The organism is Candidatus Polarisedimenticolia bacterium, assembly GCA_036001465.1.
In the GTDB taxonomy this organism is placed as follows: Bacteria; Acidobacteriota; Polarisedimenticolia; order Gp22-AA2; family Gp22-AA2; genus Gp22-AA3.
The window spans coordinates 88,500-111,023 of sequence record DASYUH010000041.1 but is presented as its reverse complement, the minus strand read 5'-3'; the positions used below and the strand labels follow the sequence as shown (position 1 = coordinate 111,023).

Below are 22,524 nucleotides of genomic sequence, written 5' to 3'. Positions count from 1 at the left end.
CGACGGCGGAGTTCAGCCGGGCGCAGGGGGGCTTCGCCAACATCACCACCAAGTCGGGCGGCAACGAGTTCAAGGGGACGTTCAAGTTCTTCTGGCGCGGGAATGCCCTGGACGGCGACGGGGCGGGGATCGACGACCCGCTGCTGCACGGCAGCGTGGGGGAGAAGGGGCTCAGGGACCTGCGCTTCAACGATTTCACGCCGTTTCTGTCCCTGGAGGGGCCGATCGTGAAGGACCGGGCGTGGTTCTTCATGGCGCACGAGTACATCCAGAAGGAGGACCCGGTCAACGCGGTGAACAGCGCCTTCGTGGCCGGCGTCCGGGAGTTCCGGGAGTTCGCCAAGCTGACCTGGCAGGTGACCCCGAACAACCGCCTGTCCCTGTCGCTGAACTACGACCCCCAGAAGTACCTGAACCAGGGGCTGAACAGCTTCACGCGCCAGGAATCCGGATACACCGATCGCATGGGGGGCACGATCCTGACGCTCAAGTCCACGGCGGTCTTGAGTCCCTACGTGGCGCTCGAGACGACCGCCTCCGCCTTCGACGGGAGGCCGTCGCAGGATCTCAACCTCGATCCCGACGGCAACGGCAACGGGATCCTCTTTTATGACGACAACGACAACGGGTTCGCCGAGCTGACAGAGCACGACTACGGTGAGGATTACGACGAGGATGGGGCCTTCGACGTCTTCGAGCCACTCCTGATCATCGGCGGGCGCTGGATCCACGTGGATCGCGACGGAGACGGCGAGCGCACCCTCGGCAACGAATGCGAGGGCCGCTACCGCGAGGACCTCGACTGCGACGGCACGATCGACCCGGGCGAGGACCGCAACCAGAACCGCATTCTGGACGACACACCCAGGCCGACCGGGCTCTACCCGTACGGGCGCCTGGTCCCGGATACCCGGGACGACGAGTACGTCCTCGACCGCACCACGGGGCAGATCAGCGGCCCCTATTACCAGGATTTCTCGGACGAAAGGCGCCGATTCACGCTGCGGCAGGATCTGAGCGTCTTCGTGCCGGACTTCAAGGGCAGCCACGACCTGAGGGCCGGCTGGTCCGCGGAGCGCGAGACGTTCGACCGGGAGGTCGCCGAGCGCAGCGTCGTGGCGCAGTACGTCACGCCCTACCCGTACGCCAAGGAGCACTACGACCCGACCAGCACGCGTTACGGCTCATGCTACATCTGCCCCGGCCCGATCATCGTGAGCGCGCTTCTCCCCATCGAGGGGGAATCCCGCAACGGCGCGACCGGGTTCACGGCCGGGGCATACGTCCAGGACAATTACAAGCCGCTCCCCAACCTGAGCTTCGGCGTGGGGCTGCGCTTCGACCAGGAGGTCGCCAATACCTCCGGGTACACCTACTTCGAGCCTGCACCGGCGCGCGCGATGTTCGACCGGCTGGGCGCATTGATCGGCAACGAAAAGAATTTGCCCGACCTGGCGATCGGAGACGGCAATGGAATTCAAAGCCACGGGGTTCTTGGCGATCCACTGTTTCAGCCGACCATTCAGACGGACCCCACACATGAGTTGCCGAACCTCGCCGACATCATCGACCCGATTCGCCGCGCGATGCCGAACCTGTTCATCCGAAACCACGACGCCGTGGACTTCGGAACGAACGCGCTCGCCTCCCTGATCCCCGACGTGATCCGAAACGGCAAGGTCGACTCCGAGCTTTTGACCGAGCATGGCGTCATTGCCCAGGAGCCGGAGCGCTTCACGCTCAGCAACAGCAACCTGGCGCCGCGGCTCGCCCTGTCGTGGGATCCCGGCGCCGCCGGCAAGTCGAAGGTGTTCGCGACCTGGGGACGTTTCTTCGACAAGCTCTTCCTGAGCACCGTGGACGGCGAGGAAGGCCCCGACCACGTGATCCGCTACTACGAGTTCGACAATCGAGCCTTGCGCAACCGGATCGAGCCCAACAGGATGATCGGCACTCCGATCTCGACCTCTCCTCCGTCGATCTATCAGATCGATCGCGGGTTGCAGACGCCGTTCAGCGACGAGATGACCCTCGGCTTCGAGCGTGAAATAGCCCCCGAAGTGGCGCTGTCGGTCACGTTCATCGACCGCCGCTACCGCGAGCAGCTCCAGGACCTCGACGTCAACCATTACCTGAGGCCCGATCCGGTGACCGGCCAGCCCCTCGACCTCATCGGCAGAATTGAGAGGGTCGTCCTTCCGGGGCAAGGAGGCCCCTCGTACTTCCGCCTTCCCGACGGCAGGCCGGATCTGTACCTCAACAACTTCTACTTCAACCAGATCCTGCGGGTGGGAAACTACAACGAGGCGCGCTACCGCGCCATCGAAGTCGAGCTGCGCCGACGCCTGGCGCGTCGCTGGGAGCTGCAGGCGTCCTACGCGTACTCGCGTGCCGTCGGGGCCGCCGAGGACTTCCAGTCGCGCCTCGGGAACGATCCCTCCACCACCGAATTCGAATACGGGTACCTCGACTACGACCAGAGGCACGTCGTGAAGCTCAATGGCGCCGCCTTCCTGCCGGGGGACTGGCAGGTGGGAGCTTCCGCGACCTGGAGCTCCGGGTTGCCCTACTCCGTGATCTCCCGCTTCTTCGGCTCGGACAACGCCGACTACCAGCAGTACCGGACCCGCTTCGGCTACACGCTGCTCGCGAGCGGGCAGGAACCCCGGTTCATCCCCGTGCGCCGTAACAGCGGGCGCAACGACTCGATCCTCGATCTGAACCTCCGTGTCCGCAAGGCGGTGGTCATCGGCCGGACCGCGGCGGCCCTCGTCTTCGAGGTGTTCAACGTGCTGAACAGCGACGATCTGCGCATTCTGACCTACGAGCCCACGCCCGACATCTTCCAGGTGACGCTCGACACACGTACCCCGCAGGGGCCGCTGCAGATCGACGCCATCCGCCGCTTCGGGCGCCGGTTCCAGGTCGGCATGCAGATCGAGTTCTAGAGCGGAGCGTGTCCGGTCTTTCGGGCGGCGCGATACACCGGGCCTCGGACGACCGCGGGCAGGAATTTCGTCGTGGCGGGCATGGGGCTGTGATGGTATATAAGCAAGCACTGCGCCGCCTGGGGGACACGACGCCCACATGCCTAAATCGTTGATCCGCCTGGGAGGGATGCTCGCCCTCTGTTTCCTCCTCTGGCCGGGGGCCGTCCGCGCCCAGGCGACCGGCCTGATTCGCGGCGTCGTCATGGACGAGACCGGCACTCCCCTTCCCGGCGTCACGCTCACCGTGTCCAGTCCCAGCCTGGGCGGCCCGGCCCGGGGCGCCGTCAGCGACGGCGCGGGCGGATTCCAGGTCGCCTCGCTCCCCGCGGGCCCGGACTACCGCGTGCGGGCCACCTTCCCCGGTTTTGCGACGGTCGAATTCGCCGACCTCGAGGTGGCCGCCGGGCGAGTCACACCGATCCGGATCGTGCTGCAGCCCCAGTCGAATCTGAGCGAGCGCGTCGAGGTGCGGGCCAGGCCGCAGGTCGTCGACCTCGACGAGACCACGACGCAGACGCGGTTCACCTCGGAGTTCATCGACGCCTTGCCGATCCTGGGGCGCAACTACCAGGACATCCTGTCCCTGGCGCCGGGGGTCACCGACATCGACGGCGACGGCAACCCCAACATCCACGGCGCCCGCGACACCGACGTCGTCACCCTGGTGGACGGCGTCAGCACCACCGACCCCCTCACCGGCAAGATCGGCGCGCAGCTCAACATCGACTCGATCCAGGAGATCGAGATCAAGACCTCCGGGGCGACGGCGGAGTTCAGCCGGGCACAGGGAGGGTTCGCCAACATCATCACCAAATCAGGCGGCAACGAGTTCAAGGGGACGTTCAAGTTCTTCTGGCGCGGGAATGCCCTGGACGGCGACGGGGCCGGGATCGACGACGCGCGATTGCACGGCGGCCTGGGGGAGATGGGACTCAGGGATCTGAGGTTCAACGATTTCACGCCGTTCCTGTCCCTGGAGGGGCCGATCGTGAAGGACCGGGCGTGGTTCTTCATGGCGCACGAGTACATCCAGAAGGAGGACCCGGTCAACGCGGTGAACAGCGCCTTCGTGGCCGGCACCCGGGAGTTCCGGGAGTTCGCCAAACTGACCTGGCAGGCCACTCCGAACAACCGCCTGTCCCTGTCGCTCAACTACGACCCCCAGAAATACCTGAACCTGGGGCTGAACAGCTTCACGCGCCAGGAATCCGGATACACCGAACGCATGGGGGGGACGATCCTGACGCTCAAGTCCACGGCGGTCTTGAGTCCGTACGTGGCGCTCGAGACGACCGCCTCCGCCTTCGACGAGAGGCCGTCGCAGGATCTCAACCTCGATCCCGACGGCAACCGCAACGGGATCCTCTATTACGACGAGAACGGCAACGGCTTTTCCGAATTGAACGAGCGTGATTACGGTGAGGATTACGACGAAGATGGAGCCTTCGACGTCTTCGAGCCGTTCTGGCTCGAGAATGGCTCCTGGTACCACACCGACCTCGACGGGGATGGCGAGCGCACGCTCGGCGGTGAATGCGAGGGGCACTACCGCGAGGACATCGACTGCGACGGCAAGCTCGACCCGGGCGAGGACCGCAATCAGGACGGCAAGCTGAACGACCGGCCCCGGCCGGGTGATCTCTATCCCTACGGCCACCTGACACCGGAGGGTCGGGACCAGGACTATCTGCTCGATCGCGCGTCGGGCCTGATCAACGGCCCCTACTACCAGAATTTCACGGACAGCAGGCGCCGATTCACGCTGCGGCAGGATCTGAGCATCTTCGTGCCGGATTTCAAGGGGAGCCACGATCTGAAAACCGGCTGGTCCGCGGAGCGCGAGGTGTTCGACCGGGACATCACGACGCGCAACTACGTCGCGCAGTATGTCCCCCCCTACCTCTACCCCAAAGCGAACTACGATCCGGCCAGCCCCCGATACGGCACCTGCTACCCCTGCCCCGATCCGATCATCGTGAGCGCGCTGTTGCCCGTCCAGGGGGAAACCCGGAAGGGGGCGACCGGATCGACTGCGGGGTTCTACGCGCAGGACAGTTACAGGCCGCGGCCCAACCTGAGCCTCGGCGTGGGCCTGCGCTTCGACCAGGAGATCGCCAACGCCTCCGGATACACCTATTTCGATCCGGCCCCGGCGCGCGCGGCCTTCGACCGGCTGGGCGCCCTCATCGGCAACGAAAAGAACTTGCCCGACCTGTCGATCGGAGACGGAAATGGAATACAAAGCCTCGGAGTTCTTGGCGATCCACTCTTTCAGCCGACCATTCAGACGGATCCCGATCATGAGTTGCCGGACCTCGCCGACATCACCGACCCGATTCGCCGCGCGATGCCGGCCCTGTTCATCCGCAATCATGCCGACGTGGATTTCGGGACGAATGCGATCGCCTTCCTGATCCCCGACGTGATGCGCGACGGCAAGGTGGACTCCGACCTCCTGACGGAGAAGGGGGTCATCGCCCAGGAACCGGAGCGCTTCACGCTGACCAACAGCAATCTGGCGCCGCGGCTCTCGCTGTCGTGGGACCCCGGCGCCAGCGGCAAGTCCAAGCTGTTCGCAACCTGGGGACGCTATTTCGACAAGCTCTTCCTGAGCACGGTGAGCGCTGAGGAAGGGCCGGATCAGGTGATCCGCTACTACAAATTCGACAATAATCGCCTGCGCAACCGAATCGAGCCCAACAAGCAGATCGGCGGACCGATCTCGACCACTCCCCCATCGGTCAATCAGATCGATCGAGGACTGCAGACGCCGTTCAGCGACGAGCTGACGCTCGGGTTCGAGCGCGAGATCGCCCCCGAGGTGGCGCTGTCCGTCACCTTCATCGACCGGCGCTACCGCCAGCAGCTGCAGGACGTCGACGTCAATCACTACCTGAGGATCAATCCCGTGACCGGCCAGCCTCTCGATGTCATCGGCCGGATCAACAGGCTCGCTCGTCCGTCGAGCTTTCAGTGGTCGTTCTCGCGCTCCAAGGACGGGAGGCCGGACCTTTACAACTACAACCTTTACTTCAACCAGATCCTGCGGGTGGGAAACTTCAACGAGGCGCGCTACCGCGCCATCGAGGTCGAGCTGCGCCGGCGCCTGGCGCGTCGCTGGGAGCTGCAGGCGTCCTATGCCTACTCGCGTGCCGTCGGGGCCGCCGAGGACTTTCAGTCGCGCCTCGGGAACGATCCCTCCACCACCGAATTCGAATTCGGGTACCTGGACTACGATCAGAGGCACGTCGTGAAGCTCAATGGCGCCGCCTTCCTGCCGGGGGACTGGCAGGTGGGGGCCTCCGCGACCTGGAGCTCCGGTCTGCCGTACTCCGTGATCTCCCGCTTCTTCGCCTCGGACAACGCCGACTATCAGCAGTTCCGGACCCGTTTCGGCTACACGCTGATCAAGAGCGGAGAGGAACCCCGGTTCATCCCCGCGCGCCGGAACAGCGGGCGCAACGACGCGAGCCTGGATATCAACCTCCGCGCCCGCAAGGCCGTGGTCATCGGGCGGACCGCGGCGGCCCTGTTCTTCGAGGTCTTCAACGTCCTGAACAGCGACGACCTGCGCGTCCTGACCTACGAGCCCACGCCGGACATCTACCAGGCCACGCTCGACACGCGCACCCCGCAGGGCCCCCTGCAGATCGACGCGATCCGCCGCTTCGGGCGCCGGTTCCAGGTCGGCGTGCAGATCGAGTTCTAGGAAGAGAGCCGCAACTACAGAATGACGCGCTCGGCCCAGAGCACGCCGTCGATGCGGGCGATCTGGCCGAGGAGATCGTCGGGGACCGGGGAGTCGAGGTTGAAGATGGCGATGGCGCGGCCGCCGGAACGGTCGCGCCCCAGGGATAGGTAGGCGATATTGACGGCGGCGACTCCCAGCGCCGTGCCGATCCGGCCGACCATGCCCGGCCGATCGTCGTTGCTGACGATCAGCATCGAGCCTTCCGGGTTCGCGTCGAGGTGGAACTCGTCGAGGCGGACCAGGCGGGGCTCGCGCTTGCCGAACAGCGCGCCGGCGGCGGAGCGCGTCCCGTCCCGCCCGCGCAGGGTGGCGGAGATCAGAGCGGTGAAGTCCTGCGGCTCGGCGGCCCGGGTCTCCAGGACGCGAATGCCGGCGTCCTTGGCCAGGAAGTGCGCGTTGACCACGTTCACGGGGTCGGACAGCTTCGGCTGCAGGAACCCCTTCAGGAAGGAGGCCGTCAGGGGTCGCATGGGATACTCCTGCACCGCCCCGGAGTACTCCAGGACCACCTCCGAGACCGGGCCGTGCGCCAGGGACGACAGGAGCCGCCCGAGGCGGGCGCACAGGTCGCGATAGGGCTCGAGCGCCGGCAGGAGCTTCGGATCGACCCCCTCCACGTTGACGGCGTTGGAGACCAGGCCGTCCTTCAGGTAGGCCGCGATCTGCTCGGCAATCCGCACCGCCACTTTTTCCTGCGCCTCCTGGGTCGAGGCCCCGAGGTGCGGCGTCAAGATCACCGAGTCGAGGGAGAGGAGCGGGCTTTGCGCCGGCGGCTCGGTCTCGAAGACGTCGAGCGCGGCCCCCGCGACCTGCCCCGACTGGAGGCCTTCCACCAGGGCCGCCTCGTCGACGATGCCGCCGCGCGCCACGTTCAGGATGCGCACACCGCGCCGGCAGCGCGCGATCTCGGGGCGACCGATCAGGTGGCGCGTGCCGGCGCTGAGCGGCAGGTGGAGGGTGATGAAGTCGGAGCGCTCGTAGATCGTCTCGAGAGGCACCAGGCCGACGCCGAGGCGCTCGGCCACCTCCTCGGAGAGGACCGGGTCGTAGCCGATCACCTGCATGCCGAAGGCGCGGGCGCGAGAGGCCACCTCCCGTCCCACCTTCCCGAGTCCCAGGATGCCGAGGACCTTGCCGAACAGCTCCACACCCAGGAAGCGGCCGCGGTCCCAGCGGCCGGCCTTCATGGACCGATCGGCCTGCGGGATCTGCCGCGCCAGGGCCAGGAGCAGCGACAGCGTGTGCTCGGCGGCCGAGATGGTGTTCTCGCCCGGAGCGTTCATCACCACGATGCCGCGCCGCGTGGCGGCCGGCACGTCGATGTTGTCCACCCCCGCCCCGGCTCGTCCCACGACGCGAAGCACCGGGGCCGCGCGCAGGATGTCTTCGTCGATGCGCGTGTCCGAGCGGACCACGATCCCCTCGACGTCGGCCACGGCCCGCAGGAGATCGTCCCGCGAGATGCCCGGCCGGTGGTCCGCCTCGATGCCGGCCTGCCTCAGGACCTCCGCGCACACGGGCAGGATCTTGTCGGCGATGAGCACCTTCATGCCCCGTCCTCCCCCAGCACCTCGTCCATCGTCCGCAGCAGGTCGTCGAGGCCGGCCACGGTGTGATCCCCCATGTGACCGATGCGGAAGGTCTGCTCCTTCAGCCGCCCGTATCCGTTGCTGACGCCGAAGCCGCGGGAGGCCAGTTCCGACACGAAACGCGCGACGTCGATCCGGCGCGTGTTGGTCACGCAGCTCACGGTGTTCGAGCGCGCCGCCTCCTCGGCGAACAGGCCGAAGCGCGCGCCGGCCCAGGCGCGCGCCCGATCCGCCATGGCTCTGTGCCGGGCGTAGCGCCCCTCCAGTCCCTCCGCCTCGATCCGCTTCAGCTGCGCCTGCAGCGCGAAGATGTGGCCGACGGACGGAGTCGCCATCGGCAGTCCGCGGTCGAAGAACTCCTTCAGCCGGATGAAATCGAGGTAATACCCTTTCCCCGTCCGCCGCGCCGAGCGCTCGAGGGCCCGGGGCGACACGGCGCACACCGAGAAGCCGGGCGGCAGCGCCAGGCACTTCTGCACCGAGGCCAGGCAGACGTCGATGCCGTTCCGGTCCGCCTCGACCGGGATCCCCCCCAGGGAGGAGACGGCGTCCACCAGGAGCGCCACGTCGCCACGGAGGCGCACCGCCTCGGCGATCTCGGCAAGCGGGTTGGTCACGCCGGTGGACGTCTCGTTGTGCACCAGGGCGACCGCGTCGTAGCGTCCGGTGGCAAGCGCCTCCGCCACCGCCCCGGCCGGCACCGCCCCGCCCCACTCCACGCGCAACGGGTCGGCCTCGATGCCGGAGGCCACCGCCACCTCCAGAAAGCGCTCGGAGAACGCCCCGCACACCGGGACCAGGGCGCGCCGGACCACGCAGTTGCGGAGGGCCGCCTCCCACAGCGCCGTGGCGGAGCACGCGGTCAGGAAGATGTCCGAGGCGCGCGTCCCGAACAGGGGCCGGAGGCGCGGCACCACGTCGCGGATGACCGCCTGCATCTCGGCCCCGCGGTGGCCGATCACCGGGCGCGCCATCTCCCGCAGGATCTCCGGAGCCACCTCGGTGGGGCCCGGGGTGAACAGGATCTTGTGGTCTCGGTGGGCGGCGGGCATGCGCGTCGGTTCGGCTCCCGGCAGCGGCTCAGAACAGCTTGGCGATGTCGAGGTAGATGACGGTGGCCATGAACAGAAGGAGGAGGACCAGCCCCGCCTGCATGACGCGCTCCTTGAGCTGAATCGACAGGTCGCGCCGGATCGTCCCCTCGATCAGGAGGGTGAACACGTGCCCGCCGTCGAGGGGCGGGATCGGCAACAGGTTGATGATCCCGAGCTGCAGGCTCACGTACGCGATGAACCTCAGGAAATAGACCAGCCCCTCCTGGGCCATCGCCCCCGAGGCGAGGTAGAGACCGATCGGCCCGGAAAAGGTCCGCAGCGACAGCTCGCGCAGCACCAGTTTCTTGAGCGTCAGGAAGGTCACGCCGATGTCCTCGACGTTCTTCGTGAAGGACCCCGTCAGGGCCTGCAGCAGGCTGTACGAACGGGTGACCATCGGGGGCGTCGGCACGAAGCCGATGACTCCCTTGTCGCCGTCCCGGACCGGAGTGATCACCTTCTCGAACGACCGCCCGTCGCGCTCGATGACGAACCGGAGCGGCTTTCCGGCCGACCCCTGGATCGCCTTGAATACCCGGGACAGGGTGGTCATCTCGACCCCTTCGATGGACACGATGCGATCGCCGCGCTTGAGCCCGGCCTCGGAAGCCGGACGTGCGGGCTGCACGTCCCCCACCATCACGCCCGTCATCGGGAACAGCGACTGGATGCCGATGCTGTTCTTGGCGTCAGCCTTGACCTCGAGAGGCACCGTGAGGCGCTCCCCGTTGCGCTCCAGGACGACGTCCCGGGTCTGGCCGGGGCTCAGCAGGATCGCCAGGTCGAGGTCCCTCCAGGTCGCGACCGGCCGGCCACCGAAGCTGAGGATCCGGTCCCCGGGCTGGATCCCGGCTGCGACCGCCGGAGATTCGGGGTCGATCTCGCCGACCACGGGTGGTTGCGACGGATAGACCGGCTCCTGCACTCCCATCATCAGGATGACGACGGTCAGGACGTAGGCGGTCACCAGGTTGAACACCGCCCCCATGACGAAGACCAGGAAGCGCTGGAAGCGCGAGCGCGACATGAGGTCGCCCGGATCGTGGGCGTTCCCCTCTTCGGGGGTCTCCCCCTTCAGTTTCACGTAGCCGCCAAGCGGCACCCACGAGACGCGGTAATCGGTCCCGCCGCGATGGAAGCCGCCGATCCGCGGACCGAAACCGACCGAGAAGATCTCCACCGTTACGCCCAGCCACTTGGCCACCAGGTAGTGTCCGAACTCATGGAACAGGACCACCACCCCCAGGACGATTCCGAAGGGCAGGGCGAACTCCCAGATCCAGCTCACGTGCGACAGAAGCCAGCTCAACACTCACCTCCCCGGGACACCATCTCCTCCGCCACGCCCCGTGCCCAGGCGTCCGCCTCCTGGACGCCGGCGAGAGTGATCGCGGGAACGGGGCGGTGCCGTTCCAGGACCTCCTCGACCACGCGCGGGATGCCTGGAAAATCGAGGCGCCCCGCGAGAAACGCCAGCACGGCGACCTCGTTGGCGGCGTTCAGGGCCGCCGGCGTGGTTCCGCCCGTCCTCAGGGCGGAGTACGCCAGATCGAGACAGGGATAGCGCCTGCGATCGACCTGGAAGAACTCCAACACGCCCACGGCCGGGAAATCGGGGGCCCGCACCGGCCCCGCGAACCGATCGGGATAGCCGAGAGCGTACTGGATCGGCCCGCGCATGTCCGGGACGCCCATCTGGCACAGCACGGATCCGTCGACCATCTCCACCATGGAGTGCACGATGCTCTGCGGATGCAGGACGACCTCCAGGCGGTCGGGCTCCAGGTCGAACAGCCAGCGCGCCTCGATCACCTCCAGCCCCTTGTTCATCAGGGTGGCGCTGTCGATGCTGATCTTCTTCCCCATGTCCCACACGGGATGGCGGAGCGCCTTCTCCGGGGTCACGGTCTTCAGCTCCTCGAGGGGCGTCGTGCGGAACGGCCCCCCCGAGGCGGTCAGGATGATTCGCGCCACGCCATCCGTCGACCCGCCGCGCAGGCACTGATGCACCGCCGAGTGCTCGCTGTCGACCGGCAGGAGGCTCCCCCCCGACTCGCGGAGGACCTCCCGCAGGAGCGGTCCGGCCATCACCAGGCTCTCCTTGTTGGCGAGGGCGACGCATTTGCCGGCCTTCAGGGCGTGATACGTGGACGGCAAACCGGCGGACCCCACGACGGCCGCGACGACGACCTCCGCCGCCGGGAACGACGCCGCCGCCAGCAGCCCGTCCGACCCCGTCACGACCTCGCACCGCGCGCGGCGCGCCGCGTCCTTGAGCGCGCCCGCTCCCTCCCGGTCGTCGATAGCGGCTAGGCGGGGGCGGTGCGTTTCGATCTGCTGCGCCAGGAGCGCCGCGTTCCGGCCCGCCGCCAGCGCCACGACCTCGAAGCGGTCCGGGAACCGCCCGATCAGATCGAGCGCCTGCACTCCGACCGACCCGGTCGATCCGAGAATCGATATCGCGCGTCGCGTGACCTGGGCCATCAATGCGCCTTCATGGCGAAGAGATAATAGTAGTAGAGGACCGGGCCGGCGTACAGGAGAGAATCCACCCGGTCGAGGATCCCCCCGTGGCCCGGAACGATGGACGCGCTGTCCTTCAGTCCGGCCCCGCGCTTGAGCATCGATTCCACCAGGTCGCCCAGGATGCCGATCGTCCCGAGCGCCAGCCCGAGGACGAGGCAGTCGCCGGCCGTCAGGCGGTTCATGAACCAGCCGCGCGCCACGAACGCGGCGACGAGCGCGCCGAGCACCCCGCCGATCGCCCCCTCCACCGTCTTCTTCGGGCTGACGCTCGGCGCCAGCGGCCGGCGCCCGAGCGCGCTGCCGACGTAATAGGCGGAGGTATCGCTGCCCCACACCACGAAGAACAGGAGGAAGACCAGGTCCGAGCCGGTCTCCTGCCCCTTCGGCAGGTCGCTCATGGTACGCAGGTCGATGAGGTAGCCGAACAGGACCCCGACGAAGGTCGCGACGAAGAACGAGGTGCTGGTGTCCGGCAGGGCCTGGCTCCACTCGCCGCCGCGCCAGAGGGACGCGAGCGGCAGGGCGATGAGGCCGAACGCCAGGGCGTAGCGGATGTCGACCACGCGGAACGTGAAGGAGGCCATGATCAGGAGCGCCATGGCCGCTCCGAGCAGGCGGTGACAGCGCCGGCCGCGCGCCGCGGCGAGCACGTGGAGCTCCCGGAGCGCGAGGAGCGCCCCCACGACGACCAGCCCCTCGTACACCGCGGGATCGAGCTTCTTGACGATCACCCAGAAGACCGGGAGGAAGACGACTGCCGACAGGATGCGCTTCATGCCGGACCCGGGGACGCTTTCACGCCGCGCGTCAGGCCGTGACCTTGTCGGGCGACAGGCTGACGGGCTCCGGCTCGGCGCCGACCCGGCCGTAGCGCCGCTCCCGCTTCTGATAGTCGATGATCGCCTGCAGGAGCTCGCGCCTCCGGAAATCGGGCCACAGGGTCTCCGTCACCCAGATTTCCGCGTAGGCGATCTGCCACAGGAGGAAATTGCTGATGCGCAGCTCCCCGGACGTGCGGATCAGCAGATCGGGATCGGGCTGGCCGGCGGTGTAGAGGAAGGACGCGAACGCCGCCTCGTCGATCGGCTTCGGCAGGGGGCCGGCCCGGCTGCGATCGGCCAGGATCCGGTTCACCGCGTCGACGATCTCCGCCCGGCCGCCATAGGACAGCGCGATGTTGAACAGGAGACCGCTGTTGCCGCGTGTCGCCTCCATGCCGTCCTGCAGCTCGCGCCGGATCCCCGGTCCCAGCTCATCCGCCCGGCCGATGACATTGAAGGCGATATTGTTCTCCTGCAGCGTGTTCAGCTCCTTTCGAAGATACTCGCGCAGGAGATCCATCAGCATGTCCACCTCACGCCGCGGCCGCTTCCAGTTCTCCAGCGAAAACGCGTACAGCGTCAGCACCTGGCAGCCCAGCCGGGCGGAGGTCTCGACGACGTCCCTGACGGCAGCGATTCCGGCCCGGTGGCCGGCGACCCGCGGCAGGCTGCGAGTCCGGGCCCAGCGGCCGTTGCCGTCCATGATGATGGCGATGTGCCGGGGCAGGCGGGCGAAGTCGATCTGCGCCAGCAGCCGCTCCTCGGGCGATCCCTTGGTGAAGAATCCCTCTAAGTCTCGTGCCGGACGGGACATGGCGGGGGTCGTCGCTCCCACGCGGAATGAGGTCGAATCGTAACACACGCCCCTCGCGCGGAGCAACAACGCACCGGAGAGAGTTTTCTCCAGTCACGGGTGGCGGGACGCGAAGCGGGGCGGCTCATCGCTCGCACGCGAGGGACACGGGGAGCCTCGCTCAGACGCATGGCGCGGCTCGAAATCGCCGCCCCGCTTCGCGTCCCGCCACCTGCGCCCGGGGATGGCTCACTCCACAGCGCCGTTGCTCCGCCCGGTGTCGTTTCCCCTGTGAGAAACGCGGGAGCCGCGCGACCGGACGGGACCGGCCGGCACCGGTGCGCGGAGCTCGCACCGGGTGCGTCGCGCCACGGGCGTCACGGGCCGTACCCTCGCGGATGGTCCCGCGCGAACCTCCAGGCCGTCTCCAGGATCGACTCGAGATCGGGGAATTGCGGTTTCCATCCCAGATCCTGGCGAGCCCGCGATGAGGAGGCGACCAGGGTCTCCGGGTCTCCCGGACGGCGCGGGGCCTTCCGGACGGGGATCGACCGGCCGGTCACGCGGCGCGCCGCCTCGACCACCTGCAGGACGGAGAACCCTGACCCGTTCCCCAGGTTGAACACCGAGCCACCGCCGTCCCGTTCGAGGAGTTCCAGCGCCCGGATGTGCGCGTCCGCCAGATCCAGAATGTGAATGTAGTCGCGCACGGCGGTCCCGTCGGGCGTCTGGTAGTTCGTCCCGAACACCGGCACCGGCTCGGAGGCGAGCGCGGCACGGAGCACGTTGGGGACCAGGTGCGTCTCCGGGTCGTGCGCTTCGCCGAGCGTCCCGTCCGGCGTCGCGCCGGCGGCATTGAAGTAGCGCAGCGACACGAAGGTCAGTCCGTGCGCGGCGTGGTACCACCGGAGCGCGGTCTCCACCGCCAGCTTGGTCTCGCCGTACGGGCTGGTCGGGCGGGTCGGGTGACCCTCGTCCATCGGGATGGCAATCGGCTCCCCGTAGACCGCGGCCGTCGACGAGAACACCACGCGTCGGACGTCCCGCTCCAGCATGACATCGAGGAGCGTCAGGGATCGCACCAGGTTGTTACGGTAGTAGCGTGACGGATTCTCGATCGACTCGCCGACCAGCGAGGAGGCGGCCAGGTGGACGACCGCCTCGATCTTCTTCGCGACGAGGAGGTCCGCCACGAGCCTCGCGTCCCCGAAATCGCCGACGATCAACTCGCACGCCCCGGCCGCCTCCCGGTGCCCCGTGCTCAGGTCGTCGATCAGGGTTACCGCGTGCCCGCCCTCGAGGAGCCGCCTCGCAACGACCGAGCCGATGTACCCGGCGCCGCCCGTGACCAGAAGTCTCACGTTCCCTCCCCGTAGAAGACCTGCTCGAGGACGAGCCCCGACGCCGGGGCCACCGGACCGGCGAGCCTGCGATCGCGGCCACCGATGATATCTGGAATCGCCGCCGTGTCCAGGCGCCCGCTCCCGGCCCAGATCAGCGTCCCCGCCAGGGTGCGCACCATGTGCCTCAGGAAGCCGTCTCCCACCACGCGGAACGTCACGCGCCCGCCTTCCTCCGTCACTTCCGAGACCCGCAGCGTCCGGACCTTGTTCTCGATGGGGGACGCCACGGGGCAGAAGGACGTGAAATCGTGGGTCCCGAGGAAGTGCCGGGCGGCCGCGCGCATCGACCCCGCATCGAGCCACCCTCGCACCGTCGCGACGAACGGCGCCTCGAACGGCGACACCACCTCGGCGCTCACGATGCGGTAGCGGTACTCCTTGCCGCGGGCGTCGGCGCGGGCGTGGAACGTCTCGGGCACCTCCTCGGCGCGCATCACCGCGATGTCCTCCGGGAGCAGGGCGTTCAGGCCCCGCACGAGCCCTGCCGCCGGGATGCGGGACGCGGTCAGGAAGTTCGCCACCTGTCCGTGGGCGTGCACCCCGGCGTCGGTGCGCCCGGCCCCGGCCAGCCGCACCGGTCCGCCCAGCATGCGGGAGATGCGATCCTCGAGCACGCCCTGGACCGTCGGGCGCCCCGGCTGCACCTGCCAGCCGGCGTAGCGCGTGCCGACGTAGGCGACGATCATCTTGAGGTTACGCATCAGGTTTGACCCGCTCCCGAACCGCCGCTATAATCCCACGCCCTTCATGACGCTGAGCTATGGTATCTGAGGTGACTATGAAGAGCCGCCGCTCGACGATGCCATTCCTCCTTCTGGCCGCCGTCCTGACCCTGGCCGCCGCGCCGCCCGACTACAAGGTCCCGAGCAAGGACTGGGGGAAGGGCCCGGTCAAGTGGATCATGACCTCGGACGAGGAGAAGGAGTGGAAAAAACTGAAAACCGATGAGGAGCGCGCGCCGTTCGTCAAGGCCTTCTGGGAGAAGCGCGATCCGACGCCCGGCACGCCCGAGAACGAGTTCGCGCTCATCTTCTGGAAGAAGGTCGAGGAGGCCGACAAGCGGTTCACGACGCAGACGGACGCGGGCTTCCTCACGGACATGGGGCGGGTGTTCCTGCTTCTCGGCCCGCCTGCCAAGGCCGACAAGGATGCCCGCGGCCGGAACATCTGGAGCTACGAGCCGAACGAGGTCACCGGCATCAAGGCCAAGTTCGATCTGATGTTCGCGCAGGGCATGCTCGCGCCCCTCCTGCTCGATCGCAAGAAGCTCGAGGAGTACGTCAAGGCCCACCCGGAGACTCTCGGGATCGGCTGGAAGCTCCCGGCGCCGTCCGCGATCGCGCAGGGTGACGCCGAGGCCCCCGCGGCGCCGGCCCGCAACCCGGAGGAGGATCAGTCACCCGAGAGCAAGCGGCAGATCCCGATCCTCCAGGGCCTCCTCGCCGCCGGTTCCGGAAAGGCCGACGTGCCGTTCCAGGTGGCGCAGGACTCCTACGCCGCCGTGGACGGGACCACGCTCACCGCCATCACCGTCGAGGCGCCGCGGGAGGCGGCGCACGGCAGCGGGGACGTGGCCTTGCACGCCTTCGCGCGGCTCGAGCCGGCGGGGGACGGCAAGCCGGTCAACCTCACCGGCGATCTGCCGTTCCTCCCCGCCCCGCCTGCGGAAGCCCCTCCCGGCAGCTTCGTCTATCAGGCCCGCCACAACCTGCAGCCCGGCACGTACAAGCTCGCGGTCGCCGTCGAGGACAAGGTGGTCCCGGGTCAGATGGGAACGCTCGTGAAGACCATCGAGGTGCCGGATTTCCGCAACAAGGGGGAGCTCAACATCAGCAGCATCGCCATTCTGGCGGGATTCTCCCAGCTGCAGCCGGGGCCCGACGACAAGGAGCGCGGGGCCGGGCCCTTCGTGCTCGGCTCGTTCCGGCTCGTGCCGCGGGCCCAGCCTATCTTGACGAAGGACGAGGATCTCAACTTCTACTATCAGGTATACAACCCGGCCCTGGATCCCGCAACCAACCGGCCGAATCTCGAGTCCACCACCACGTTCTATCTGAGCGACGCGGGAACATGGAAGCGTTATCGTCCGCCCCTCACCCGCCCTCTCCGTGCCCAGGTCGATCTCTACTCCCTGGCCCTCAAGGACCTCCTGGTCCCCGGCCAGAAACTGCCGGCCGATTTCAAGATGGAAGTGAAGATCGTCGACAAGGGCAGCGGCAAGGAGCTGAAGCGGGAAGTGCCGTTCAGCGTGCGCTGATCGTCAGGCTGAGATCGTTCGTGTCCAGCCGGACCGCGCGCCCGATCGGCAGGGTCTTCTTCCCCGCGCAGTGACCGGCCGGAAAGTCCACGACCACCGGAAATTCCGTCCCGGCCAGGTGCATCGCCAGGATCTCGGCAAGCGGCAGGCTGGCCGCGGGATCCTCCGCGTCGCAGCCTACGAGTCGGCCGACGATCATGCCGCGCAGGCGCGCGAGCCTGCCGGAGAGACGAAGGTGGCCGAGCATCCGGTCGATGCGGTACGGCTCTTCGTTGACCTCCTCCCAGAACAGGATGGCCCCTTCGAGCGGCGGCTCGTAGGGCGTGCCGATCAGGCTCACGAGAAGCGACAGGCAGCCGCCGAGGAGGGGTCCATCTCCCGCCCCGGAGCGCACGACGGAGGCGGCCGGGATGGCATGCGACTGGCCGCCCGGGGTCGCGGACAGGGCGTGCCAGAGCGACGCCTCGTCGAACCGCGCGGGATCGCCGATTTCTGACACGAGGGGGCCGTGGAAGGACTGGAGCCGCGCCTCCGTCCAGGCGGCCGATTGCAGGACCGTGATGTCGCTGTACCCGATCAGGGCCTTGGGATACCGGCGCAGCGCGGCGAAATCCACCCCCTGGACGATGCGCGCGCTGCCGTAGCCTCCGCGGGCGAACCAGATGGCGCGCAGGTCCGGATCGGCAATCAACCCGTTCAGATCGTCGAGCCGCTCGTGATCGTCGCCCGCCAGATAGGCATGCCGAAGCCCCAGGTTGCGGCCCTCGACGGGACGGAAGCCGCGCGCCTGAAGGTACGCCATGCCGCGATCGACCATCTCACGCCGGATCGGCCCGCCGGGGGCGGCGACGCCGATGCGGTCGCCGGGGACCAGAGGGGGAGGGACGATCGGGCTCACCGTTTCCCCCTCGCCCCGTTGCGGCGGCAGGCCAGGAACTCCCGCTTCGCGCTCGCGAGGGTGTCGCGGTCGCACAGGGCCTGAAGGCCGACCATGGACAGCCCGCGGGTCGCGGCGCTCAGGCCGGCCCTGCCGCGCGGCCCGCCTGCCAGACGCGCGAACCCTCGCGAGTGCAGCGGCACGCTCGGAGGCGCGATGGCGATATACGGGTGAATCGACGGGACGACCTGGCTGACATTCCCCATGTCGAGCGATCCCATTTTCTTGCGGGGAGAGTCCACGGTCGTGCGACCCATGCGGCGCAGCTCGTGCTTGAACCGGTCGGCCAGCACCCGGTTGGTCAGCATCTCGGCGTACGGGTGATCGAGCGCGAGAATCGACAGGCGGGCGCCGACCGACCGCGCCGCCTCCCGCGCCGTGCGCCGGAAGAGCGATTCGACCCGTGCCAGGGTCGGCAGGTCCCGGGCGCGCAGGGTGAACCGGCCGACCGCACGATCGGGCACCACGTTGGCCCGCTTGCCGCCATCGACGATCACACCCGGCATGCGGACCTCGCGCGGCAGGCGATGCCGCAGCCGGTGGAGGTCGATGAACAGGCGGATGAGCGCCTCCAGGGCGTTGATACCCTTCTCGGGGGAAGCGACGGCATGGGCCGCCCTGCCGTGGAACGTGACCTGGAGCGAGTGGCAGGCGAGGGAGGTCGTGTAGACGCGGTTCTCGGTCGACGGGTGGAACATCAGGGCGCAGTCGACCCCCTTGAAGACTCCGCGCTCGGTCATCAGCACCTTCCCCCCGATGGTCTCCTCCGCGGGAGTGCCCACGACCAGGATCTCGCCGCGGGAGCCCTGGAGCGCCCGGCCCAGGGCGGCTCCGGCGCCGGCGCTTGCGGCGCCGATGAGATTGTGGCCGCAGGCATGGCCGATCCCGGGCAGGGCGTCGTACTCGGCGAGGAAGGCGACGCGCGGCCCGCCGCGTCCCATGGTCTTCCGCGCCACGAACGCGGTCGGCAGGCCCGCCACGCCGCGCCGAATCCGGAACCCTTCCTTCTTGAGAAATCCGGTGAGCAGACGCACCGAGTCCGACTCCTCGAGGCTGAGCTCGGCACGCCGGTGCAGGATGCGGCTCAGGCGCTCGACCGCAGGTCGAAGGCGCATGATCTCGCGCTCCAGGCGCGCTCTCAGTCCCGGGGCGACGGACATCAGCGATCGAGGAAGGATGGGCCGGAGTGACTCGTAAGCCGAATCCTGTTGCCGCCGTCGCCGGCGGCCGATGGTCATTCCTCTAACCGCGCGGTTACCCGCGCGGCCGGCGGCCCGGACCCAGGGGGCCCGGACCGCCAAGCGACCTACCCGGGAGCCATCGGGCGGGCCACCCGCACTCGCTCCCCTATTTGGCCTTGCTCCTTGCGGGGTTTACCAAGCTGCCCCGGTCACCCGGGGCACTGGTGGGCTCTTACCCCACCGTTTCACCCTTACCGGAACCGGAAACGGAGCCTCCGGTCCAGGCGGTTTGTTTTCTGTGGCACTTTCCTTCCCGTCACCGGGACTGGGTGTTACCCAGCGCAATGCCCTGTGGAGTTCGGACTTTCCTCTCCCCGGATGGAATCCGGGCAGCGACCATCCGCTTCACTCCGGCCCGGTGTCATCTTAGCAAAGGCGCGGATCGGGGCGCAACAACGCGTGCTACGATGACCTCCCGCGTCCAGGAGCCCGTTCGAGCATTCGGACCGGCACCCAGGAGAGGCACCGCATGTCAGCAGACATCACGCTCGACAGGGACGTCCCGAACAGTCTCGAGGCCGAACGCTCCGTGCTCGGCGCCATTCTCATCGAGAACACCGCGCTCAACCGCGCCCAGGAAATCCTGAAGGAAGCGGACTTCTACCGCGATCCGCACCGGAAGATCTTCAAGGTCATGAACGATCTGTCGGAGCGCACGACGGCCATCGACACGGTGACCATCAAGGAGGAGCTGTCGCGCGCCGGGGAGCTGGACGCGGTCGGAGGCCCGGCCTACATCGCCTCGCTGATCGACGGGGTCCCGAGATCCGCCAACGTCGAGTACTACGCACGCATCGTCAAGGAGAAGGCGGTGCTCCGGAGCCTCATCGAGGCCGGCGGCCGGATCGTGGCGTCGGCTTACGAGGCCAGCCACGAAGCGGACGTCATCCTGGACGATTCGGAGCGCCTGATTTTCCAGATCGCGCAGGACCGCCTGCGGGCCGGCTTCATCGCCATGAAGGCGATCGCCGACCAGAGCCTCAAGACCATCGAGCAGCTGGCCGAAAGGCGCGAGCTGGTGACCGGGTTGCCGACCGGGTACAAGCTGCTGAACGAGTACACCTCCGGCCTGCAGCCGGCCGACCTGATCATCCTGGCGGCGCGGCCGGGGATGGGCAAGACGTCCCTCGCGCTGAATATCGCGCAGAACGTCGCGATGCAGGCGGGGCGCAAGGTCGGGATCTTCTCACTGGAGATGACGCGCGAGCAGCTGTTCCTGAGGATGCTCACGGGGCTCGCCCGCATCGACAGCCATATGCTGCGCACCGGACGCCTGACGAAGGACCAGTGGAAGGAGCTGATCCAGGCCTTCGGCCAGCTCGCCACCGCGCCCGTCTGGATCGACGATTCGGCGGGGCTCACGGTCCTCGAGATGCGCGCCAAATGCCGGCGGCTGAAGCTGGAGCAGGGACTCGACATGGTCGTCATCGATTACATGCAGCTGATCCGGAGCCGCAGCCGATTCGAGAACCGCAACCAGGAAATGTCCGAGATCTCCCGCTCCCTGAAAGAGCTCGCGAAGGAGCTCAACGTGCCGGTGGTCGCCCTGTCGCAGCTGTCGCGCGCCCCCGAGCAGCGCGGCGAGCGCGGCCGGCCCCAGCTGTCGGATCTGCGCGAATCGGGCGCCATCGAGCAGGATGCCGACGTGGTCCTCCTGCTCTACCGCGAAGAGCTCTACAAGCCGACCGAGGAGAACCGGGGCATCGCGACCCTCATCATGGCCAAGCAGCGCAACGGACCGACGGGCGAGTTCAACATGGCCTTCCTCCGCCAGTACACGCGCTTCGAGGAGCTGGAGCAGCAGGGCGGGTGATGCCTCTCCTCGACCCGTACCGTCCCACCTGGGCCGAGATCGATCTCCAGGCCCTGTCCGCAAACCTCCGCGCCATCAGGGCCCGCGTCGGGACCCGTCCGATCCTGGCGGTCGTCAAGGCGAACGCTTACGGCCACGGCGCCGCCGGCGTGGCGCGGGCCCTCGAGAAGGACGGGGTCGAGAGCCTGGGGGTGGCGCTTCCCGAGGAAGGGATCGAGCTGCGGCGGGCGGGCGTCACCAGGCCGATCCTGGTCCTGGGGGGCTTCACCCCGGAGCAGGCGGACGCGATCCTGCAGCACGATCTGGTGCCGGCGATCTTCCGCCCCGATCAGGTGGGGGCCCTGTCCCGCGCCGCCTCCGCGCGCGGTGTCGAGGCAGCCGTGCACCTCAAGGTGGACACCGGGATGGGCCGCCTCGGCGTTCCGCCGGGGGACGTGCCGGAGTTCGCCTCCGTCCTGTCGGGGGCCCGCTCGATCCGGGTCACCGGCGCCTTCTCGCACCTCGCCGTGGCGGACGATCCGACCGACGCCTTCACCCGCCGTCAGATCGAGCTGTTCCGGGAATGCGTCGAGGCGGCGCGCGAGCGCGGATTGCGGCCGGGCGAGATCCACCTGGCGAACAGCGCGGCGATCCTGGACCACCCCCCGGCCTGGCTGAGCCTGGTGCGCCCGGGCCTCGTTCTCTACGGGTACCCCCCATCGACGAACGTGACGCCGCTCGAGGTGAGTCCGGTCCTGTCGCTGAAGACCCGTATCATCTATCTTAAAGAGGTTGCGCCGGGCACCAGCCTGGGGTACGGCCGCACCTTCGTCGCGGCCCGCCCTACCCGGGTGGCTTCGCTGGCGCTGGGCTACGATGACGGCCTGCCCCGCCTGGCGTCGAACCGGGGGCACGTCCTCCTGCGCGGGCGGCCGGCGCCCATCGTGGGCCGGATCAGCATGGACCTGACGACCGTGGACGTGACCGAAATTCCGGGAGCGACCCTCGGCGACGAGGTCACGGTCATCGGCACGTCCGGAGGGGAGAGACTCGGGGCCGATCGGATCGCCGCCTGGGCCGACACCATCCCCTGGGAGGTCCTGTGCGGCATCGGTTCCCGCGTACCCCGCCTGTTCGTCCGCGGCACGGAGCGGGACGTCGCCTCGCGCTTCGCCCTTCCGTAGCGTCCCTTCCGGATCCATGAACCGGCCCGGAGCCGGTCCGGGCAGTCGGCCGGTTCCCGGGAGCTTCTCCTAGTTTCCGTCGCGGCAAAACGCTATCATGTGCCAGTGCGCGTCCTCATGCCGTAACCCGATTCGTTGTGCGGCCC

At 68.2% G+C, this 22,524-nt stretch carries 15 protein-coding genes and 1 other RNA gene; 5 read left to right on the top strand and 11 right to left on the bottom strand.

What is annotated here, in order from left to right; translation table 11 throughout:
• Nucleotides 1–2,948 (top strand): hypothetical protein (locus VGV60_08925; GenBank protein HEV8701378.1); only part of this gene is annotated, 2,948 nt, incomplete at its 5' end.
• A gap of 139 nt (nt 2,949–3,087) precedes the next feature.
• Entirely contained in the window at nt 3,088–6,699 is a 3,612-nt protein-coding gene (locus VGV60_08920) for a carboxypeptidase regulatory-like domain-containing protein (GenBank protein ID HEV8701377.1), read from the top strand.
• A 14-nt stretch (nt 6,700–6,713) separates the two neighbouring features.
• On the opposite strand, the gene serA is transcribed toward VGV60_08920, so the two are convergent.
• From serA to truA, 8 genes are all read right to left on the bottom strand, one after another.
• Nucleotides 6,714–8,291: a phosphoglycerate dehydrogenase gene (gene serA / locus VGV60_08915; protein HEV8701376.1), complete on the bottom strand. Its 1,578-nt coding sequence runs from the start codon at nt 8,289–8,291 to the stop codon at nt 6,714–6,716.
• A complete protein-coding gene (locus VGV60_08910; GenBank protein HEV8701375.1) occupies nt 8,288–9,382 on the bottom strand; it encodes an alanine--glyoxylate aminotransferase family protein in 1,095 nt (364 codons plus the stop codon). Before VGV60_08910 ends, serA begins: the two co-directional genes overlap by 4 nt.
• 28 nt (nt 9,383–9,410) lie before the next feature.
• Nucleotides 9,411–10,733: an RIP metalloprotease RseP gene (rseP, locus tag VGV60_08905; GenBank protein HEV8701374.1), complete on the bottom strand. Its 1,323-nt coding sequence runs from the start codon at nt 10,731–10,733 to the stop codon at nt 9,411–9,413.
• Nucleotides 10,730–11,908 (bottom strand): 1-deoxy-D-xylulose-5-phosphate reductoisomerase, encoded by a 1,179-nt coding sequence (locus tag VGV60_08900; protein ID HEV8701373.1) that lies wholly within the window; start codon nt 11,906–11,908, stop codon nt 10,730–10,732. The genes rseP and VGV60_08900 overlap by 4 nt, the downstream gene beginning before the upstream one ends.
• A complete protein-coding gene (locus VGV60_08895; protein HEV8701372.1) occupies nt 11,908–12,726 on the bottom strand; it encodes a phosphatidate cytidylyltransferase in 819 nt (272 codons plus the stop codon). The genes VGV60_08900 and VGV60_08895 overlap by 1 nt, the downstream gene beginning before the upstream one ends.
• 31 nt (nt 12,727–12,757) lie before the next feature.
• A complete protein-coding gene (locus VGV60_08890) occupies nt 12,758–13,585 on the bottom strand; it encodes an isoprenyl transferase (protein ID HEV8701371.1) in 828 nt (275 codons plus the stop codon).
• A 356-nt stretch (nt 13,586–13,941) separates the two neighbouring features.
• On the bottom strand, nt 13,942–14,925 hold the full coding sequence (gene galE / locus VGV60_08885; protein HEV8701370.1) for a UDP-glucose 4-epimerase GalE: 984 nt from the start codon (nt 14,923–14,925) through the stop codon (nt 13,942–13,944).
• On the bottom strand, nt 14,922–15,668 hold the full coding sequence (gene truA, locus VGV60_08880) for a tRNA pseudouridine(38-40) synthase TruA (protein ID HEV8701369.1): 747 nt from the start codon (nt 15,666–15,668) through the stop codon (nt 14,922–14,924). Before truA ends, galE begins: the two co-directional genes overlap by 4 nt.
• A gap of 77 nt (nt 15,669–15,745) precedes the next feature.
• On the opposite strand from truA, the gene VGV60_08875 reads away from it, so the two are divergent.
• A complete protein-coding gene (locus tag VGV60_08875; protein ID HEV8701368.1) occupies nt 15,746–17,224 on the top strand; it encodes a GWxTD domain-containing protein in 1,479 nt (492 codons plus the stop codon).
• On the opposite strand, the gene VGV60_08870 is transcribed toward VGV60_08875, so the two are convergent.
• The 3 genes from VGV60_08870 to rnpB all read right to left on the bottom strand — a co-directional run bounded on the left by VGV60_08870 (nt 17,211) and on the right by rnpB (nt 19,754).
• Nucleotides 17,211–18,122, bottom strand: a complete 912-nt coding sequence (locus VGV60_08870) for an LD-carboxypeptidase (protein ID HEV8701367.1) — start codon at nt 18,120–18,122, stop codon at nt 17,211–17,213. The genes VGV60_08875 and VGV60_08870 overlap by 14 nt on opposite strands.
• Nucleotides 18,119–19,276, bottom strand: coding sequence for a M20 family metallopeptidase (locus tag VGV60_08865; protein ID HEV8701366.1), 1,158 nt, complete (start codon nt 19,274–19,276; stop codon nt 18,119–18,121). Before VGV60_08865 ends, VGV60_08870 begins: the two co-directional genes overlap by 4 nt.
• Nucleotides 19,277–19,340: 64 nt before the next feature.
• Nucleotides 19,341–19,754, bottom strand: an RNA gene (gene rnpB / locus VGV60_08860) — RNase P RNA component class A.
• Between the two features lie 117 nt (nt 19,755–19,871).
• On the opposite strand from rnpB, the gene dnaB reads away from it, so the two are divergent.
• Nucleotides 19,872–21,215, top strand: coding sequence for a replicative DNA helicase (gene dnaB / locus VGV60_08855; GenBank protein HEV8701365.1), 1,344 nt, complete (start codon nt 19,872–19,874; stop codon nt 21,213–21,215).
• On the top strand, nt 21,215–22,378 hold the full coding sequence (gene alr / locus VGV60_08850; protein HEV8701364.1) for an alanine racemase: 1,164 nt from the start codon (nt 21,215–21,217) through the stop codon (nt 22,376–22,378). Before dnaB ends, alr begins: the two co-directional genes overlap by 1 nt.
• Nucleotides 22,379–22,524 lie beyond the last annotated feature (146 nt).

Excerpts from the sequence above, each read along its gene's own strand:
- VGV60_08920 (HEV8701377.1), top strand. The coding sequence starts at position 3,088 with ATGCCTAAATCGTTGATCCGCCTGGGAGGGATGCTCGCCCTCTGTTTC.
- serA (HEV8701376.1), bottom strand. The coding sequence starts at position 8,291 with ATGAAGGTGCTCATCGCCGACAAGATCCTGCCCGTGTGCGCGGAGGTC.
- VGV60_08910 (HEV8701375.1), bottom strand. The coding sequence starts at position 9,382 with ATGCCCGCCGCCCACCGAGACCACAAGATCCTGTTCACCCCGGGCCCC.
- VGV60_08900 (HEV8701373.1), bottom strand. The coding sequence starts at position 11,908 with ATGGCCCAGGTCACGCGACGCGCGATATCGATTCTCGGATCGACCGGG.
- VGV60_08895 (HEV8701372.1), bottom strand. The coding sequence starts at position 12,726 with ATGAAGCGCATCCTGTCGGCAGTCGTCTTCCTCCCGGTCTTCTGGGTG.
- VGV60_08890 (HEV8701371.1), bottom strand. The coding sequence starts at position 13,585 with ATGTCCCGTCCGGCACGAGACTTAGAGGGATTCTTCACCAAGGGATCG.
- truA (HEV8701369.1), bottom strand. The coding sequence starts at position 15,668 with ATGCGTAACCTCAAGATGATCGTCGCCTACGTCGGCACGCGCTACGCC.
- VGV60_08875 (HEV8701368.1), top strand. The coding sequence starts at position 15,746 with ATGAAGAGCCGCCGCTCGACGATGCCATTCCTCCTTCTGGCCGCCGTC.
- VGV60_08865 (HEV8701366.1), bottom strand. The coding sequence starts at position 19,276 with ATGCGCCTTCGACCTGCGGTCGAGCGCCTGAGCCGCATCCTGCACCGG.
- dnaB (HEV8701365.1), top strand. The coding sequence starts at position 19,872 with ATGTCAGCAGACATCACGCTCGACAGGGACGTCCCGAACAGTCTCGAG.
- alr (HEV8701364.1), top strand. The coding sequence starts at position 21,215 with ATGCCTCTCCTCGACCCGTACCGTCCCACCTGGGCCGAGATCGATCTC.